The following is a 16168-nucleotide window of genomic DNA, read 5'->3' as shown; positions in this document are numbered from 1 at the left end:
TATGACCCGGTTACGAACCAGCGCGAGCACCCTGCTCGCCACCGCCGCCCTCGTCGTCCCGGCCGCCGTGCTCGGCGCCCCGGCGGCACACGCGGCCCAGGGCTGTGTGAACGCCTCGGCCCCACTGACCGTCGAGGAGCAGCGCCTGGTCAGGCCGATCCCGCAGGAGATACTGCGCCGCAGCGGATTCGACAGCAAGGCGCCCGACTTCCTGCGCCGGCTGTGCGCGGCCAGCACACCGGCGCAGGCCCGGCGCGTCGTCACGGACAGCGGCAGACGGCTGTGGCGGGCAGCGGTGGACCGGGCTCAGGGGCGCGGCCTGACGGAAGGCGGCCCGTCCGCTGGGGGCGGGCGAGCGGCGGGACTGAACAGGAGCGATGACCGTCCGCTGTACTGGGCGCGGCTCGGCATGACCCGGTACCTGCGCCAATGGCGGCCGCGCTTCCCCCTCAGCGAGCGTGAACGGGCCGCGCTGCTACTGCGGTTGGAACGCACGTCTCGCGGCGAGGACTCCGTCGACCTGCCAACGGGCGACCGGATCAAGCGTGTTGTCGTCACCGGCTTCGATCCGTTCACGCTGGACACCGACATCCGCATCGGCAACCCGTCGGGCGCCAACGCGCTGGCGCTGGACGGCGTGACGCTGCGGACCGCCGCCGGTCCGGTCAGGATCGAGACCGTGATCTTCCCGGTCCGCTGGGACGACTTCGCCGACGGCACGGTCGAGCGGACCCTGCTGCCCTACTTCAGGCCCGGCCCGCAGCGGGTGGACATGTTCGTCACCGTCAGCCAGGGCCGGGTGGGACGCTTCGACGTGGAACGGTGGAACGGCGCCTGGCGCGGCGGCTTCCCCGACAACGACAACCTGTCCCGCACGGGGACGGTACCGCTGCCCGCCTGGGTGCCGGGCCGGCGCCCGCAGCCGCAGTGGACGGTCACCACGCTGCCCTACGAGCGGATCGTGCGGGCGCGCACCGGGCCGTTCCCGGTCTACGACCACACCGAGGTCACTGAGCTGCCCGCCGGGCAGAGCACCCCGGTGACCAGGCCGGACGGGCCGACGCCTGGTTCCATGGCGCGAGCGGGCGGCGGGGGTGACTACCTGTCGAACGAGATCGCCTACCGGGCGACGCGGCTCAGGGACGCGGTGGGTCTCGATGTGCGGGGTGGCCATGTCCACACTCCCGTGCTGGAGTTCGCCCCGGGCAGCACCAGCGCGATCACCGACCCGGTCTTCGAACACAACCGGGCGGTCATCCTCGCCCAACTCCGCGCGATCATCACCACCGCTGCGGACGCACTGCTCTGAACGTGCGGGTGGATCACCGGCCGTTGACGAGGGGCCGTACGGCGCCACGTCGGCCTGGCGCGCCGCAACTGCCGCCCACTACACGGCGGTTCGTGCGACCGCCGCGATGACCGGCCGCCAGTCCTCCATGGTGCCGGGGTCCAGGCCGACGACCTTGCCCGCGTCGTCGGCCTCCCGCAGGGCTATCGCGGACTGGGCCAGGGGGTCGCCGCGGAAGTGCTCCATCTCGGCGGCCGTCATCGCTCCGCCCTGTGTCCGCAGGGTCAGGGCGCTGCGCGGGGACAGGGTGCGCTCGGCGACGGTGGCCGCCAGATAGCGCTTGGCGGGGACGTGCAGTTCGACGAGTCGGGCCACCCGCTCACCGAGCAACGGCCGTACCGCGTCCGCCGCGTGCCGGGCGTGGCCCGCGTCGTCGCCCGGCCGCAGCAGATGGCCGATGTCGTGCACCAGACCGGCCACCTGGAGTTCGGTGTCCTCGGGATGCGTCTCCCGTAGCAGCCGAGCGGTCTGCAGTCCGTGATCGTGCAGGTCCACCGGATCGCCGGAGCGGTCGGGAGTGTCCCACGCCCCCCGACAGGAACGCAGCAGCGTCATCAGCTCCTCGACACTGCTCACCTGCGGTATGTCCACGGAAACGGCGCTCCCTCTGCGTTGGTGCGGTGCCCCAACACAACAGGCCCGGGTGAACGGCCTGGGTGGGCGCGGTTTCAGGGGAGTTGGCCGATGGTGAACAGCGGCTGCTGGGTGTCACCGCAGCACCACCACGCCTGCTCGCCGATGGCGCACGGCGCCATCGGGTGGTCGTGGCCCGGGCAGAGTGGCCAGGGCAGCGCCTCGTAGCCGACGAGGTGGTCCTGGGTGATCTCGGCGACGCGGGCGGTCAACTCGGCCTGTCCCACAGCGCAGTTGACGCCCGACCCGAACAGCGCGCCCTGCGCTGACTCCATTCCCACGACCAGGAAGCCCTCCGGGGCGCCCGCCTCCCGTCCCGCCCACCACCGCGGTTCGGGCAGCCGGGCCCGCGCTCTGGCATCGTGCCGCAGGTCGTGTCCGACCCGTGCGCAGGCGCTCGCCAGGCCGGTCGGCACACCCTGCGCGGGCGTGCCGACCAGTTCCCATGAGGCCAGCTTCCGTAGCGCTGACATCACCTTTCGTGGCCCCTAACCGATCGAGGCACTGCTGACCAGGGCGGACGTGCCGGAGAGCGCGGCCTGCCGGTGCGACGCCGCGTCACCGCCCCCGCCGTCCACGACGTAGCGGAAGAGGAACCGCACGTTGGCGGTCCCGGTGCGGCCACCCGCGTTGACCGGGAAGACACAGCTTCCGCTGGCCTCCATGTGCGGTCCGATCGGGTTCTCCGGGAACGTCCAGTGCCAGATGTAGCCCGGCGGGATCGAGTGGTAGTCGCTGGCGCCGGTCAGCGCGCCGTTCTTGGACTGCCAGGCTCTGCACTGCATGGTGCCGGTGGCGATCGACCGCAGGTACGGGCTGATGACGAAGGAGAACGCCACGGGGTTCTCCCGGAACGGCCGACCGCCGGACACATAGGTGACCTGCGCGGTGAAGTGCCCGTTGGAGTCGGTGGCTTGGAAGAACTGGTCGCCGATCTCGAAGATCTTCTCGCCGTAGTCGCCCGCGGCGACCGCTGGCGAGACCAGGCCGATGCTCGCGGCGAGGAACGCGGCGAAAGCAATGGCCAGGTGGAGGATTTTGCGCACTCTATACCCCCTTTAACCTTTTGACTGTTTGGAGCCGGTTAATCCTAGAGATCCAGCGGCGGGGAACGGTGTATTCACGCTGAACGGCATGTGAGCGAGATGTGTGCCGCGGCGCGCACCAGAGGCGGGACCAGCAAGGTCGCGCGACGATGGAACCCATGACCGAACACAGGCAGTCGGATACCGACGCACGCCCCCTGTCCGGATGTTCGGCGCTGATCACCGGCGCCTCCAGCGGCATCGGAGCGGCCACCGCCATGGCACTGGCCCGGCAGGGCGCCGCGGTCGCACTGGCCGCCCGCCGCGCCGAGCGGCTCGCGGAGCTGGCCGCAGCCATCACGGACCAGGGCGGGGCATCTGTCCCGGTCATCGCCGACCTGCGGGATCCGGCGCAGGCGCGGCAAGCCGTCGAGGCGACCGTGGAGCGTCTGGGCCGGTTGGACGTGCTGGTGAACAACGCCGGTTACGCGGCGATGGGCACACTCGAAGAGGGCGAGCCCGAGGACTGGGACCGGATGATCGACCTCAACTTCCGGGCCGTACTGCACACCTCGCGTGCGGCGCTGCCGCATCTGTCGCGCGCGGCACAGGACGGCCCGCGCGGCGTGGCCGACCTGGTGAGCGTCAGCTCGGTGGCCGGCCGGTTGGCACGGCCGGGCAACAGTGTCTACTCGGCGACGAAGCACGCGGTGGTCGCGCTCAGCGAGTCGCTGCGGCAGGAACTCGCCGGTCGCGGCGTGCGGGTCGGCCTGGTCGAACCTGGGCTGACCCGCACGGAGATGACCGCCGAGGGCGCCGCCGCGTCCGTCGCCCGCGGCCTGCCGGAGAGCCGCTGGCTGGAGGCGGAGGACATCGCCCGGGCCATCGCCTTCGTGGTCACCCAGCCGCCGCACGCCGCGGTCAGCGAGATCATGGTGCGGCCGACGGCCCAGGAGCACTGACCGCAGCAAGGAAGACCGCCCTGCGCATCGCGGATCCGCCAGGGCCGGACCGTACCGGGCCCGCGAGACGTCCGGTCAGCACGAGAGCTTCCCGCAGTAACGACCTGCCCGTGTCCACGGGCTCCCAGTCCGATCCGCCCCGGGTGTCGGGTCACCGGCCCCAGTCGCCGTCGTCGTCCTCTCCCCATCCCGTGTCCCGGTCGTCGTCGCTGCGCGGGTCGTTGTCGTCGTCGCCGAAGAGCTCACGCTGATCGTCCATGGCCACCATGATGCCGACTGCGCGGCCGAGGGTTCACCCCACATCGCCCCGTACCGGTCAGGCGCCACCCCAGCAGGTGAACAGGCCATAGAATGTATGGAAACTCACCCCTGAACGCCTAAGAATCTCCACCTGTAGCTGCTATTCTTCTAACGAATCTTAAGCGTTGAGGGAAAGGGGCAGGCGGTCATGGCCGGGGGCAAGCGAGTCTTCGTCGGCGTGAGCGGATCAACGGCCAGCTCGGCGGCACTGCGCCGCGCGGTGGTCGAGGCGCGGCGCACCAACGCCCTTCTGGTGCCGGTGCTCGCCTGGACACCGCCGGGCGGCGAGACCGCGTACCGCAAGCACCCCGTTCCGGCGCTGATGCGGGAGTGGCAGGAGGCCGCCCGCAAGCGCCTGGACACCGCCTTCGAGGAGTCCTACGGCGGCTACCCCTCCGACCTGGAAATCCTCCCGATGCCGGTGCGGTTCGCTCCCGGGCCCGCGCTGGTCCAGCTCGCGGACGACCCCGACGACCTCCTCGTCGTCGGCACCGGCCGCCGCGGCCGACTGCGCCGCATGCTCCACACCTCGGTCAGCCGCTACTGCCTGGCCCACGCCAAGTGCCCCGTCATCGCCGTGCCACCGCCCGAGCTGCTGCGCGAACTGAGCTTCACGGCACGGACGTTGCGCAAACTTCCGGCACTGGAGGCCCCGGACTGGACGGCGGCGGTACACGCACATCGGGGATGAGGGTGGCGTACGACTCGTCGTACAGGTCACCGCCGCGCGCCGCGCGGTGACTCCCGCGCAGCGCGGCGACCGCGCGGTCTACCAACTGACCGGTAGTTGGCAGGGGAAGCGGCGGATGGTCCCGGCGTTCCACTGGAGTTCCTGGGGGGCGACAGCCAGGCGCAGCCGGGGGAAGCGGGTGAGCAACGCGCCGACGGCGGCCTGTAGTTCGGCCATGGCGAGGGGGACGGCGATGCAGTGATGGCCGCCCCAGCCGAAGGCCATGTTGGGGCTCGGCGGCCGCTCCAGGTCGAGGCTGTCGGGGTCACGGTACCGGGACGGGTCACGGTTCGCCGTCAGGTAGGAGACGTGTACGAAGTCACCGGCCCGGATGGTGACACCGCAGACCTCGACGTCCTGTGTGGCGACGCGCGGAATTCCCACTCCGGTACGGAACGGGATGAAGCGCAGCAGCTCCTCCAAGGCGCCCGGCAGCAGTTCGCGGCGACGGTGCAGCAGCGCCCACCGTTCGGGGTTGGTGAGCAGCATGTACGCGATGTTGCTGATCTGGCAGGTGGCGGTGTCATGGCCGCTCATCATCAACGTCAGGGCCATGACGGCCAGTTCCTGGTCGTCGAAGGCGTCGTCGCCGTCGCGAGCGGCGGCCAGGTTGCTGATCAGGTCGTCACCAGGGCTGCGTCGCCGCCTTGCGGTGAGTTCCTCGAAGTACGAGCGCAGATGTGCCTTGGCCTCGGCGGCGGCGTCAGCCGTGTCATGGCCGGTGGACAGCATCTCGTGTACGTGGCTTTGCAGCATGGGCCAGTCGTCCGGTGGGATGACCAGCAGTTCGCAGATGGTGCGTTGCGGCAACGGTTCCGACAGGTGATGCACCAGGTCGGCCGGGGGGCCGTGTTCGACCATCTCGTCGAGGAGCGTGTCCACGATGCGTTCCACGGCGGGGCGCATCCGGTCGACGTGCGGTTTGGTGAACGCCTGCGAGGCGAGTCTGCGCAGTCTGCTGCTGTGCGGCGGGTCCATCACGTTGATGGATTCCGGGGAGACGATGGGTTTCGGGGTCAGCCGGGGGTAGTCGCGACCGACGATCGCGGCGCGGCTGAACCTGTGGTCGGTGGTCACCTGCCGGACCCCCTCGAAGTCCGTGACCAGCCAGGCGGCGTCGCCGTAGGGCATGCGGATCCGGGTGACCGGACCGGCGGACATGAGTTGCCGGAGCAGTGGATCGAACTCCAGCCCCACCCTGAAGTCAAACGGACAACTCACAGCAGCGACGTCGTCCACGCGAGCACCCCGTAACGGTAGCCATCACAACAAGCCGAACACCACTTCCATGGTTAGCCCGCCTGCCGGCTCGCCGTCGCCCATCAAGACGGGTTTCGCCCCACGTTTCCCTCCGACGGGCTCATGGACGACCGCGAAGCCGAGCCTCACCGATCGCGCGGCGTGCGTGACGTGAGGGGAGTTCTCGCGCCTGGCGAGGCTTACTGACGTACCCTCAGCGCGCTTGACCGGATGTCGCGCCTCGCGGCCTCCCCGTTCGGCTGCACAGGCCCTGCGTTGGAATCACCCTGTATGGACTATTTCCTACCGATGCTCCAAGGGTAGGAACTCCTCGTGATCGTCGCGCATCCGCGATCAGGAAGGCGAGGAGTACGCAATGGCAACCGACCGTCCCATGCAGCTCGGCATGATCGGGCTCGGCCGGATGGGCGCGAACCTGGTGCGCAGGCTGATGCGGGACGGGCACCGGTGCGTCGCCTATGACGTCAACGACAGCGCGGTGCGGCAGCTGGAGGGCGAAGGCGCCCTGGGCGCGGTGTCCATGGCGGACTTCGTGGCGAAGCTGGAGAAGCCCAGGGCCGTCTGGCTGATGCTGCCCGCCGGTGTGGTGCAGTCCACGCTGCACGAACTCATCGGGCTGCTCGATCCGGATGACGTGGTGGTCGACGGTGGAAACTCCTACTACCGCGACGACATCGCCCGCGCCAAGCAGCTCGGTACGCGGAACATCCACTACCTGGACTGCGGGACCTCGGGCGGTGTGTGGGGCCTGGAGCGCGGCTACTGCCTGATGATCGGCGGCCCCGAGGAGCCCGTACGCCGGCTCGACCCGATCTTCCGCAGCATCGCTCCCGGCTTGGGCAACGCGGAGCCCACCCCCAGTCGGACCCGCACCGGCACCGCTCCGGAGGGCTACCTGCACTGCGGCCCCAGCGGCGCGGGCCACTTCGTGAAGATGGTCCACAACGGCGTGGAGTACGGCATGATGGCCGCCATCGCCGAGGGCCTTAGCATCATCAAGCACGCCAACGTCGGCGAGAAGCCCCAGACCTTTGACGCGGAGACCGCGCCGCTGCGCGATCCGGAGGCCTACCGGTACGACATCGACGTCGCCGAGGTCGCCGAGGTGTGGCGCCGCGGCTCCGTCGTCGGATCGTGGCTGGTCGACCTGCTCGCCGACGCCCTCGCCCGCTCTCCCCAGCTGGATGACTTCACCGGACGGGTGTCGGACTCCGGTGAGGGCCGGTGGACGGTGCTGGCATCGGTGGACGAGGGGGTTCCGGCCCCGGTGATCACCGCGGCACTGGTCGAGCGGTTCCAGTCACAGGGACGCGGTGACTTCGCCAACAAGGCGCTCTCCGCTATGCGCAGCGAGTTCGGCGGCCACGCGGAACGGAAGGGCTGACGATGTCGCCACGCTCCCAGGTGCCTGACGACCACGTCATCGTGCTGTTCGGCGCGACCGGGGACCTCGCCAGGCGCAAGCTGCTTCCCGGACTCTTCCATCTGGCCAACGCCGGGCTGCTTCCGCGGCGTTGGCGCATCGTCGGCTCGACGCGCGCCTCCTCCGCGCTCAGCGACGAGGAGTTCCGCCAGCACGCCAAGGCTGCCGTCGCCGAGTTCGGGCTGGTCAAGCCGGAGGGCGAGGCATGGCGGGCGTTCGAGGGCACACTGAGCTTCGGCGCCGCGGACGCCGAGGACCCCGGTCCACTGGTCGCCGCGGTGGCCGCGGCCGAGCAGGCCATCGGGGGAAGCCCGCGCCGACTGTTCCACCTGGCGGTGCCGCCGACCGCGTTCGGCTCCGTGATCGGCATGCTCGGCTCCAGCGGGCTGGCGGAAGGCGGGCGGGTCATCATCGAGAAGCCGTTCGGCACCGACCTGGCCTCGGCCCGCGCGCTCAACGAGACGGTCCACGCGGTCTTCGACGAGTCCAGGGTGTTCCGCATCGACCACTTTCTCGGCAAGGAGTCGGTGGAGAACATCCTCGCGCTGCGCTTCGCCAACGGACTGCTGGAACCCGTCTGGAACCGCGACCACATCAGCCATGTGCAGATCGACGTACCGGAGACCATCGGGATCGAGGGCCGTGCCGGGTTCTTCGAAGGCACCGGCACCTTCCGGGACATGGTCGTGACGCATCTGTTCCAGGTGCTCGGCTTCGTGGCGATGGAGCCGCCGACCGCACTCGCCGCCAAACCACTGCGAGACGAGCGGAGCAAGGTCTTCGAGGCGATGCGGTCGATCGACGTCGCGCATGTGGTGCGCGGACAGTACCTGGGCTACCGTGACGAGCCCGGTGTCGATCCACGCTCACAGACCGAGACATTCGTCGCGCTGCGCGCCGAGGTGGACAACTGGCGTTGGGCCGGGGTCCCGTTCTTCCTCCGCTCCGGCAAGCGCCTGGCACAGAGCCGCGAGGTGGTGACGCTGCACTTCAAGGAACCGCCCCTGCGGATGTTCCCTGTCGACGCCCGGCCGAGCGCCGATGCCTGCGGCAACGTGCTGGTGGTGGACTTCGACGATCCCGGCTGGATCGCCTCCCGCTTCCTGGCGAAGGAGCCCGGGCCCGCCATGCGGCTCGCCCCGGCGCAGATGACCTTCCGCTACGCCGACTCCTTCCAGAGGGCACACGGCCTCGAAGGGTACGAACGACTCATCCTGGAAGCGATGTTGGGCGACCAGTCCCTGTTCACACGCTCCGACGGCATCGAACGCCTCTGGCAGATCTCCGAACCGCTGCTGAACTCCCCCCCGGACGTGGAAACGTACGCCCCCGGCTCATGGGGCCCGGATGCCATCAACGACCTGATCGCACCGCACCGTTGGTACCTTCCGGACGGCAACTAGGGCCGTCCGGCCGACCAGGATCCACGGCGCCCGGGGATACCTCATCCGTGGCAACGGAACCGTACTTCGCCGACAGGTTCGACACCCTCCTCCAAGCAGTAGGCGCGCGAATCGTTCCCACGCTGCCAGACGTCCGCGGGACGAACGCGATCGCCGAACGCTGGACGGCGGTGTCCGCATCCAGAACTGGCGAGCCGTCGGGACACTCCATTGGCGTCCCACCGACCGGGTGAATTGTTCCGGTTGGCCGTCCCGGTAGCCCGCGTGGACGGCCCGGGATTGCTCTGATCGGGTGGCTCGGCGGCCGGTCGGAGGGCGGCCTCAAGCTGCGATGGGCCCCGGAGTCCGTTTAGCTCGTGGCTGAGGCACGGAGCTTCCCGCGTTCAGCAGGTACTCGCCTACGTCCGCCCGAGGAGGTCATCGCCATGAGCGCTCGCACCTGGGTCGCCGCTCCGCTGGCAGGAGCAGTCGTCGCCCTCGCCGCCCCTACGGCGGCCCACGCTGGCACCGCGGCCGTCCCCGCGCGGCACCCGTCGACCGCCACCGCGGTTCACCGGACCGCCGCGCCCCCTCCTTCGCGCCGTAACCGGCTCCGGGGCGGCGGTTTCAATGGCTGTCCCTACATCAAAGTGGCTATCTCCAGTGACCGGACAGCGATCATGAGCAACTGCCGCCGTGGGCCGGTCGCGATCATCTTGACGACTGCGGACGGCAAGGTGGACGCGTTCCTGGACGTCAATTACCCAACGGACACCACCGACGGCCTTGAGCTGCGGATCGTCGGGTTCTTCAGGCGCCATCCGGCGCTGCTGGTGAAGCACTTCGACAGTCCCCCTCGATGGTTCTACTTCCCGCCCAGCCGCTACCACTACGGCTGATCGGCGCGTCGCGTGCCTCGTCGGGGCCTGTGGTAGTGCGCTCCGTTCCCAGGAGGGACTCGGGCTGCTGGGGAACACCATGAGGGCGAACGGACAAGGGGCTTGCCATGTCTGATGCTTCCACCGTCGCTGTTCTCGGAGCGGGCGCACTTGGCACCGCGATGGCGACGCGGCTCGGAGGTACGGGCCATCAGGTGCGGTTGTGGAACCGCACGGAGGAGAGGGCCCGCGCGGCGGCGGAGCACGCGCCCGGGGTCACGGCGGTCGGGGGGCTCGGCGACGCGGTCCCCGGCGCGGCCGTCGTCATCACGGTGCTGCGTGACGGCGAAGCGGTCGCGGAGGTCATGACAGTGACGACCTCGCCGCCGTCGACTTCCTGAGGCAGCCGCCGTCGTAACCCGTCCGCGGGCCGTGGCTCCGGTGCCGGCCGCACGGGTCGTGCGGCACACGACCGGTCTCGCGCACGGCCCGTAACAAGGATGCCGACGTCCGCGCCGGGAGGCGGCTTCGTCCGGACGGCGGGCCCCAGACGGGTACAGCGGGCTGCGCATTGTGGGCTGCCGGGGGAGGATCAGCCCATGACGATGAGGCTGGGAATCGGACTACCGCAGATGAAGCGGTACGACGTGTCACGTGATGTCGCCGAGGTGGCGCGCACGGCAGAGCAGATCGGTTACGAGAGCCTATGGGTTTTCGAACGGGTTCTGTTCCCGGAACGGCCGCAACAGGGGCTGTACTCGATCCCCGGACTGGCGTGGCCGGACTCCTACCGGTCGGTGGCCGATCCGTTGGTGGTGCTGTCGCTCGCCGCCGCGGCAACTGAGCGGGCCCGACTCGGCAGCAGCGTGCTGATCGCGCCCTTGCATGTGCCGCTCCAACTCGCCCGTACTCTCGCCACGTTGGACGCGGCGAGCGACGGCCGAGTGCTGGCAGGGTTCGGCACGGGCTGGTCGCTGGACGAGTACGCGGCGGCGTCCATCGCCCCGTTCCAGGAGCGCGGGCGAGTGCTGGACGAACTCCTCGACGTCTGTGCGGCGGTCTGGGGCCCGGATCCGGTCTCCTATGAGGGCACTTGGACCGTGATCAAGGAGGCTGAGGTCGGGCCGAAGCCCGCGAACCCGATCCCGGTCTATCTGGCGGCCACCAACCGGAAGGCACTGGACCGTGTGGCCCGCCGCGCCGACGGCTGGTTGCCCACGGGGATCCCACCGCAACCACTGGCGGCCCAATGGCGGCAACTGACTGATCTGGCCGCGTCCTACGGCCGTGACGAGCACGCGCTGGAGATGTGCGTAAGGGCGAACGTGCAGCTCACCCGGGCGCCGGTCGACGACGACCAGCGCCAGCCGTTCATGGGCACGGTCGAGCAGATCGTGCAGGACGTGGCCGCCCACGCCGCGGTGGGCGTTCACGAGGTGTTGCTGGACCTGCAGGGCAACGTACGTGACGCCAAGGAGCTCACCGATCTGGCGGCCCGGGTGTACGCGGACGTACGCGACGCGGGGATCTAGGTGTGCCGTCCGGACGGGACGGAGACGTGAGCGTTGAGGACGCGGGCGGCCGTCATGCCCGGGTCCGGTACCTCGCGGCCGCGGCGGTGTTCGCGGTCGGCATGGCGGGGACCACGCTGCCGACTCCCTTGTACGGTCTCTACCGGCAGCAGATCGGCTTCTCCGAACTGATGGTGACGGTGGTCTTCGCGGTCTACGCGCTGGGCGTGATCGCCGCACTGCTGATCGCCGGTGACTTCTCCGACGTACTGGGCCGACGCCCGGTGCTGATGGTCGCTTTGGGGTTGTCGGTCCTGAGTGCGGTGTGCTTCCTGGCTGAGGACGGGCTGCCGCTGCTGTTCGTGGGACGGCTGCTTTCGGGATTCGCCGCGGGCCTGTTCAGTGGGGCCGCGACAGCTGCCGTACTGGAGCTGGCGCCCCCGCAGCTGAGCGGAAGGGCGGGATTCGCCGCCACGGCCGCCAACATGGGCGGTCTGGGCTGTGGTCCGGTGTTGTCCGGAGTCCTGGCGCAGTACGCGCCGTGGCCGCTGCGGCTGCCCTTCCTCGTGCACATCGCGTTGCTCGCGGCGGCCTTCGCCGTCACGAGCGCGCTGCCGGAGACGGTGGCGCGTCGCACTCCTCGACCGCCGCTGCGCCCTCAGGGCATGGTCGTGCCCGAGCAGACGCGTGGAGCGTTCGTGCCGGCCGGGCTGGCGGCACTCGCCGGTTTCTCGTTGCTCGGACTGTTCACCGCGGTGGCGCCGAGCTTCGTCGCCCGGACCCTGGGTGTGCACAACCTGGCCGTTTCCGGCGTGGTTGTCTTCTCGGTGTTCTGCTCCTCCACAGCCGGTCAGTTCCTGATGGGCCGGGTGGGCGTACGGCGCGCGCTGCCCATCGGGTGCCTGGTACTGACCATCGGCATGGCCCTGGTCGCGTCCTCCCTGCTGATGGTGTCCCTGCCGGTGCTGGTCGTGGGCGCGGTGGTTGGGGGCCTCGGCCAAGGTCTGGCGTTCCGCGCGGCCTTGACCAGCGTGAGTGCGGTGGCTCCGGACGAGCACCGTGGAGCGACGATCTCAGCGTTCTTCGTCGTGGCCTACGTCGGGATCTCCTTGCCCGTGGTCGGAGTCGGGGCCCTCACCCTGGCTCTGGGGCTGCGCGGCGCGGGTCTGGTATTCGCGGGTTGCGTCGTTCTGCTCTCTGCTGGGGTGGGAGTGTTCCTTCTGCGTCGGCCCCTGCGGACGGACTGAGGTCGTGGACACGGCCGCGGGGAAAGGTCCCGGCCCGGCGGCCGGACGGTTGGAAGCACGGATTCACAGCTGCCGCGAGGCAGCCGGTCCTGTAGTGGAACGCAGCAGCTCAGTGGCCCAAACCCGGTTTGTTACGCGGAACAGCTGAAACATCTCGGTGACTTTGCAGGTGTTGTGTCATCAGAGGTGTCCGCATGTGCTGTTGATTGTTCCCAGGAACAGACCGTCTTCCACTTTCTAGGGACCTCACAGTGCAACTGCGTACCGTCCTGATCGCCGCCCTGATCGGTTCCGCCACCGCTGTGTCCGCCGCACCCGCACACGCGGGTCCTCCGGCCACCAGCATGCTGGTGACGGCGGCGGGGCAGCCCGATGCCGTACTCGCGCAGGCGCGTACCGAAGCCCGGGTGGACGCCTTCTTCCGTGACTATCGTCAAGCCGTCCTCCGCCGGGGCGGCAGACCTCGTGCCGTACGCGTCAAGTACCTCACCGCCCGGCTGAACAAGAGGCTGGACCACTGGGCCGAGCGGCACGGCGCCGACCCGGTCTTCCACGCGCGCAAGGTGCCCGGGCAGTGGTCGGTGCGGTATGAAGGCACCGCCGCCGGCTACTCCACGGTCGTCCTGACGGAGCGCTGGGGGTCCGGGGCCGCCCGGGAGCTCGTGTTCCAGGTCCGGCTGCCGGACCTGCGCATCATGGACCTTGAGGACCCCGCCTGACCACTCGCCCAGTGGCTCGACCCCACCTCAGCCCGGACGGCGCGTCCCTCTACGTCGCCAACGGCGGCTCCAACAGCGTCTCGGTGCTCGACACCCGTACCCACCGCGTCACGGCGACCGTCGCCGTGGGCCCCCCGGGCACCGACCCTTCCCAGCGGGGCCGCCATTCCGCCAAGGGGGCGGCCGCCTACTGCCAAGGGGGCCGTGAGGCCCAACCAGGTTACAGCGCCTGATTGGGCCTCACCTGCAGCGCGCGTCGCTCGTGCCTGTTCTCTTCGATCCGTCGCCGGTCTCCAGCCGCTCGGCCTGGGCGGTTGCAGTCCCTCTTGTCGAGGGTCAGCACGCACCAAAAGGAAGACACCGAGCGGTATCTGGTCGGGCGCTCAACCTCGGCTCATCCGCCGCTCTTGCGTCGGAACGATCGCTGCCTCGCAGCCGGGCCCTGAGCACCGTGGACCTTCGACGAGTCCGGGCCCGCGGATCCTGTACCAGCGCCCGCCTGCTGACCGCGCTTACGCGCCAGGGCTTCCTGGAACTTGCGCTTCAGGTCGTACTGGCCGTCATCGCCAGGCGCCAGTGAAGGACTCTCTGAATCAGCTGGCTCGGGAACTTCGTGCGGTTGAGTCTCAGCAGCCATGGGGACCTCCTGGGGTTCGGGCCTTTGGAGGCACAGCTTGTCATGCCGCGCGTCTCGGCGGGTGGTCCGCGCCCACATCATCGCCCGCCCGCGAGTGCACCGACCGCCTGCTCGTCATCAATGAGCGGCACCTACCTTGTGGGTCCCGAGAGTCCATCCACGCCGGTAGATCCCGGCGTCGCCGCATTAACTCGCCGCGTCGGTGGGCGAGTTCCGGGAGTTCCCCTCGCGCCGCGCCTTGCGGGCCACTCCGTCCCCGCCGCCGCACCGCACGAGTTCGGGCAGCACGTCGAACGTATGTGAGCCGGTGCCAAACTCTCCTCGGCGGACGCGTTCAAGGGGATCACCTTCCGGGATGGACTTCTGGTCGGCTGCTCGGATCCCAGCCGAAGCGGGACCGAGTCGACCGGTCGACAGCAGGGCGTTCTGTGGCCTGATCGGCGACCGGCCGGAACAGCCCCCGAGCCGTCCGGGTGAATCAGTCCGCCAACGCCCGTACCGTCCGCGTATGACTGCATAAGATCCTTGACGGCCGCACGTCCACCGGAGGGGACACCGGATCGTGACCACATCGATCGTCGTCGGAGGAAGCGGCGGCCTGGGACGCGTTCTGGCGCAGCGATTCGCCGACCGCGGAGACACCGTCATCATCACCAGCCGCACCAGCGCACGCGCCGAGAGCGTGGCCGCCGAGATCGCCGGCACGGTGCGGGGCCTGGCACTTGACCTGTCGAGGCCGCAGACCATCGATGGAGCACTCGCCGACGTACGCGAAGTCGACAACCTGGTGATCAGCGCCGTCGCGGAGCTTTTCACCACTGTCGCGGACTTCGACATCACCAAGGCCGTCGACCTCGTGACCATCAAACTGGTGGGGTACACGGAGACCGTGCGAGTTCTGCGTGACCGGTTCACCCCCGGGGCGTCGGTCGTACTGTTCGGCGGGCTGGCCAAAGAACGCCCCTACCCCGGATCCACCATGGTGAGCGCCAGCAACGCGGGTATCACCGGCCTGATGAAGACCCTCGCGGTGGAGATTGCGCCCCACCGCGTCAACGCCATCCACCCGGGCGTGGTGGGCGACCATCCGAGGTGGCGCGACACCCCCGACCATCCCCACGTGTCCCGTACCCCCATCGGGCGCCTCGTGACGATGGCGGAGGTCGCCGACGCTGCCGACTTCCTCCTTCGCAACACCGGTGTCAACGCCCAAGAGCTGTTCGTCGACGGCGGAGTACGCATCACCTGACACGAGTGACGTATGTGGTCCCGCCACCAGGCCGACCACCCAGGTGCGCTGACCGCACGCCGCGCCGTCCCGAATACGGTCCGCCAAACGCTGACAAGATCGCTGTCCAGGCGGCGCGAGTAGTGGTGTGACGGCTCTGGTTTCGACGCCGTCCGGCGGTGCACGTCAGTCGTGTCAGCGAGGCAGGAGGCGTCGGGGCCGTCAGCCGACGAACTCAGAGGGCTTTCAGAGGTAGTTGGCCATGTGAAGTCAACCGAATGGTCGGCATGCTGGTTCCGCCCATGGCGCGTACCACGATGAGGCTCCCCCCACTCTCTCCTGGAGGACCCGTGCCCAAGCTCTCCGCTGCCCGAATGTGGGCGTCCGTTCCCGCCGCGGCGCTCTGCCTCGCGGTGTCGTGGATCCACGTGCAGGACCAGGGCGGCTTCCCCGGCAACAAAACGCCCGGATATGTCGCCGCCGGGTACTACCTGCTGGAGGCCGCCGGAGTGATCGCCGCCGGACTGCTGTTACTGGCGGCCCGCCGGGGCGCGAGGGCCCTCCCGGTATGGCTGTTGGCGGCCTGCGTCGGCATCGGACCGCTGGTCGGTTATGTACTGTCGCGAGGTCCGGGGCTGCCGGACTACTCGGACGACAAGGGCAACTGGGCGGAGCCGCTCGGCCTGGTCAGCCTGGTGGTCGAGGCGGCTCTGATCGCCATCTCACTGGCCGTCCTGCGCACGGCGGGCGGCGGAGCACGCGGGCAGCAACTCCGGGCGGGCGCGAACTAGCCTCCGGGTGCCGTGCCCTGGTCCTCGGCTGCACGTCTCCGGGCGCCCGCCACGGTGGCCGACGTACCAGGGCGCTGGTCGGCCGGCGCCAACC

Annotated in this window: 18 protein-coding genes; 13 read left to right on the top strand and 5 right to left on the bottom strand. The window is 69.6% G+C overall.

What is annotated here, in order from left to right; translation table 11 throughout:
• Position 1 precedes the first annotated feature (1 nt).
• Positions 2-1309 carry a pyroglutamyl peptidase gene (locus P3G67_RS01760; protein ID WP_276091840.1) on the top strand — a complete coding sequence of 436 codons (1308 nt, stop codon included), beginning with the start codon at positions 2-4 and terminating at the stop codon, positions 1307-1309.
• A 78-nt stretch (positions 1310-1387) separates the two neighbouring features.
• Here P3G67_RS01760 and P3G67_RS01755 read toward each other — a convergent pair whose 3' ends face one another.
• From P3G67_RS01755 to P3G67_RS01745, 3 genes are all read right to left on the bottom strand, one after another.
• On the bottom strand, positions 1388-1939 hold the full coding sequence (locus tag P3G67_RS01755; RefSeq protein WP_313879549.1) for an HD domain-containing protein: 552 nt from the start codon (positions 1937-1939) through the stop codon (positions 1388-1390).
• A gap of 77 nt (positions 1940-2016) precedes the next feature.
• On the bottom strand, positions 2017-2454 hold the full coding sequence (locus tag P3G67_RS01750; RefSeq protein WP_276091839.1) for a hypothetical protein: 438 nt from the start codon (positions 2452-2454) through the stop codon (positions 2017-2019).
• Positions 2455-2469: 15 nt separating this feature from the next.
• On the bottom strand, positions 2470-3027 hold the full coding sequence (locus tag P3G67_RS01745; protein WP_276091838.1) for a hypothetical protein: 558 nt from the start codon (positions 3025-3027) through the stop codon (positions 2470-2472).
• 158 nt (positions 3028-3185) lie between these two features.
• On the opposite strand from P3G67_RS01745, the gene P3G67_RS01740 reads away from it, so the two are divergent.
• Both P3G67_RS01740 and P3G67_RS01735 read left to right on the top strand, forming a co-directional pair.
• The gene (locus P3G67_RS01740) at positions 3186-3968 is read left to right on the top strand and encodes an SDR family oxidoreductase (RefSeq protein ID WP_276091837.1); all 783 of its coding nucleotides are present in this window, start codon (positions 3186-3188) and stop codon (positions 3966-3968) included.
• Positions 3969-4416: 448 nt separating this feature from the next.
• A complete protein-coding gene (locus tag P3G67_RS01735; RefSeq protein WP_276091836.1) occupies positions 4417-4959 on the top strand; it encodes a universal stress protein in 543 nt (180 codons plus the stop codon).
• A 78-nt stretch (positions 4960-5037) separates the two neighbouring features.
• Here P3G67_RS01735 and P3G67_RS01730 read toward each other — a convergent pair whose 3' ends face one another.
• Positions 5038-6237: a cytochrome P450 gene (locus P3G67_RS01730; protein WP_276091835.1), complete on the bottom strand. Its 1200-nt coding sequence runs from the start codon at positions 6235-6237 to the stop codon at positions 5038-5040.
• A gap of 376 nt (positions 6238-6613) precedes the next feature.
• Here P3G67_RS01730 and gnd point away from each other — a divergent pair, with 376 nt between their 5' ends.
• The 8 genes from gnd to P3G67_RS01690 all read left to right on the top strand — a co-directional run bounded on the left by gnd (position 6614) and on the right by P3G67_RS01690 (position 13651).
• Positions 6614-7642 carry a phosphogluconate dehydrogenase (NAD(+)-dependent, decarboxylating) gene (gnd, locus tag P3G67_RS01725; protein WP_391858159.1) on the top strand — a complete coding sequence of 343 codons (1029 nt, stop codon included), beginning with the start codon at positions 6614-6616 and terminating at the stop codon, positions 7640-7642.
• A gap of 2 nt (positions 7643-7644) precedes the next feature.
• Entirely contained in the window at positions 7645-9084 is a 1440-nt protein-coding gene (gene zwf / locus P3G67_RS01720; RefSeq protein WP_391858158.1) for a glucose-6-phosphate dehydrogenase, read from the top strand.
• A gap of 659 nt (positions 9085-9743) precedes the next feature.
• A complete protein-coding gene (locus P3G67_RS01715) occupies positions 9744-9962 on the top strand; it encodes a hypothetical protein (protein ID WP_276091833.1) in 219 nt (72 codons plus the stop codon).
• A gap of 107 nt (positions 9963-10069) precedes the next feature.
• Positions 10070-10342: an NAD(P)-binding domain-containing protein gene (locus P3G67_RS01710; RefSeq protein WP_276091832.1), complete on the top strand. Its 273-nt coding sequence runs from the start codon at positions 10070-10072 to the stop codon at positions 10340-10342.
• Between the two features lie 198 nt (positions 10343-10540).
• Positions 10541-11473, top strand: a complete 933-nt coding sequence (locus P3G67_RS01705) for an LLM class F420-dependent oxidoreductase (RefSeq protein ID WP_276091831.1) — start codon at positions 10541-10543, stop codon at positions 11471-11473.
• Between the two features lie 26 nt (positions 11474-11499).
• A complete protein-coding gene (locus P3G67_RS01700) occupies positions 11500-12699 on the top strand; it encodes an MFS transporter (protein ID WP_391858157.1) in 1200 nt (399 codons plus the stop codon).
• 251 nt (positions 12700-12950) lie between these two features.
• Positions 12951-13418 (top strand): hypothetical protein, encoded by a 468-nt coding sequence (locus P3G67_RS01695; protein ID WP_276091830.1) that lies wholly within the window; start codon positions 12951-12953, stop codon positions 13416-13418.
• 11 nt (positions 13419-13429) lie between these two features.
• Complete coding sequence (locus tag P3G67_RS01690) at positions 13430-13651, top strand: hypothetical protein (RefSeq protein WP_276091829.1); 222 nt, start codon at positions 13430-13432, stop codon at positions 13649-13651.
• 161 nt (positions 13652-13812) lie between these two features.
• On the opposite strand, the gene P3G67_RS01685 is transcribed toward P3G67_RS01690, so the two are convergent.
• Positions 13813-14055, bottom strand: a complete 243-nt coding sequence (locus P3G67_RS01685) for a DUF5302 domain-containing protein (RefSeq protein ID WP_269856734.1) — start codon at positions 14053-14055, stop codon at positions 13813-13815.
• Positions 14056-14617: 562 nt separating this feature from the next.
• Here P3G67_RS01685 and P3G67_RS01680 point away from each other — a divergent pair.
• Both P3G67_RS01680 and P3G67_RS01675 read left to right on the top strand, forming a co-directional pair.
• A complete protein-coding gene (locus tag P3G67_RS01680; RefSeq protein WP_276091828.1) occupies positions 14618-15304 on the top strand; it encodes an SDR family NAD(P)-dependent oxidoreductase in 687 nt (228 codons plus the stop codon).
• 329 nt (positions 15305-15633) lie between these two features.
• Positions 15634-16074, top strand: coding sequence for a hypothetical protein (locus P3G67_RS01675; RefSeq protein WP_276091827.1), 441 nt, complete (start codon positions 15634-15636; stop codon positions 16072-16074).
• The last annotated feature ends 94 nt before the right edge of the window (positions 16075-16168 follow it).

The organism is Streptomyces silvisoli, assembly GCF_029269905.1.
Classification (GTDB): Bacteria; Actinomycetota; Actinomycetes; order Streptomycetales; family Streptomycetaceae; genus Streptantibioticus_A; species Streptantibioticus_A silvisoli_A.
This window is presented reverse-complemented; position numbering and strand designations above follow the sequence as displayed.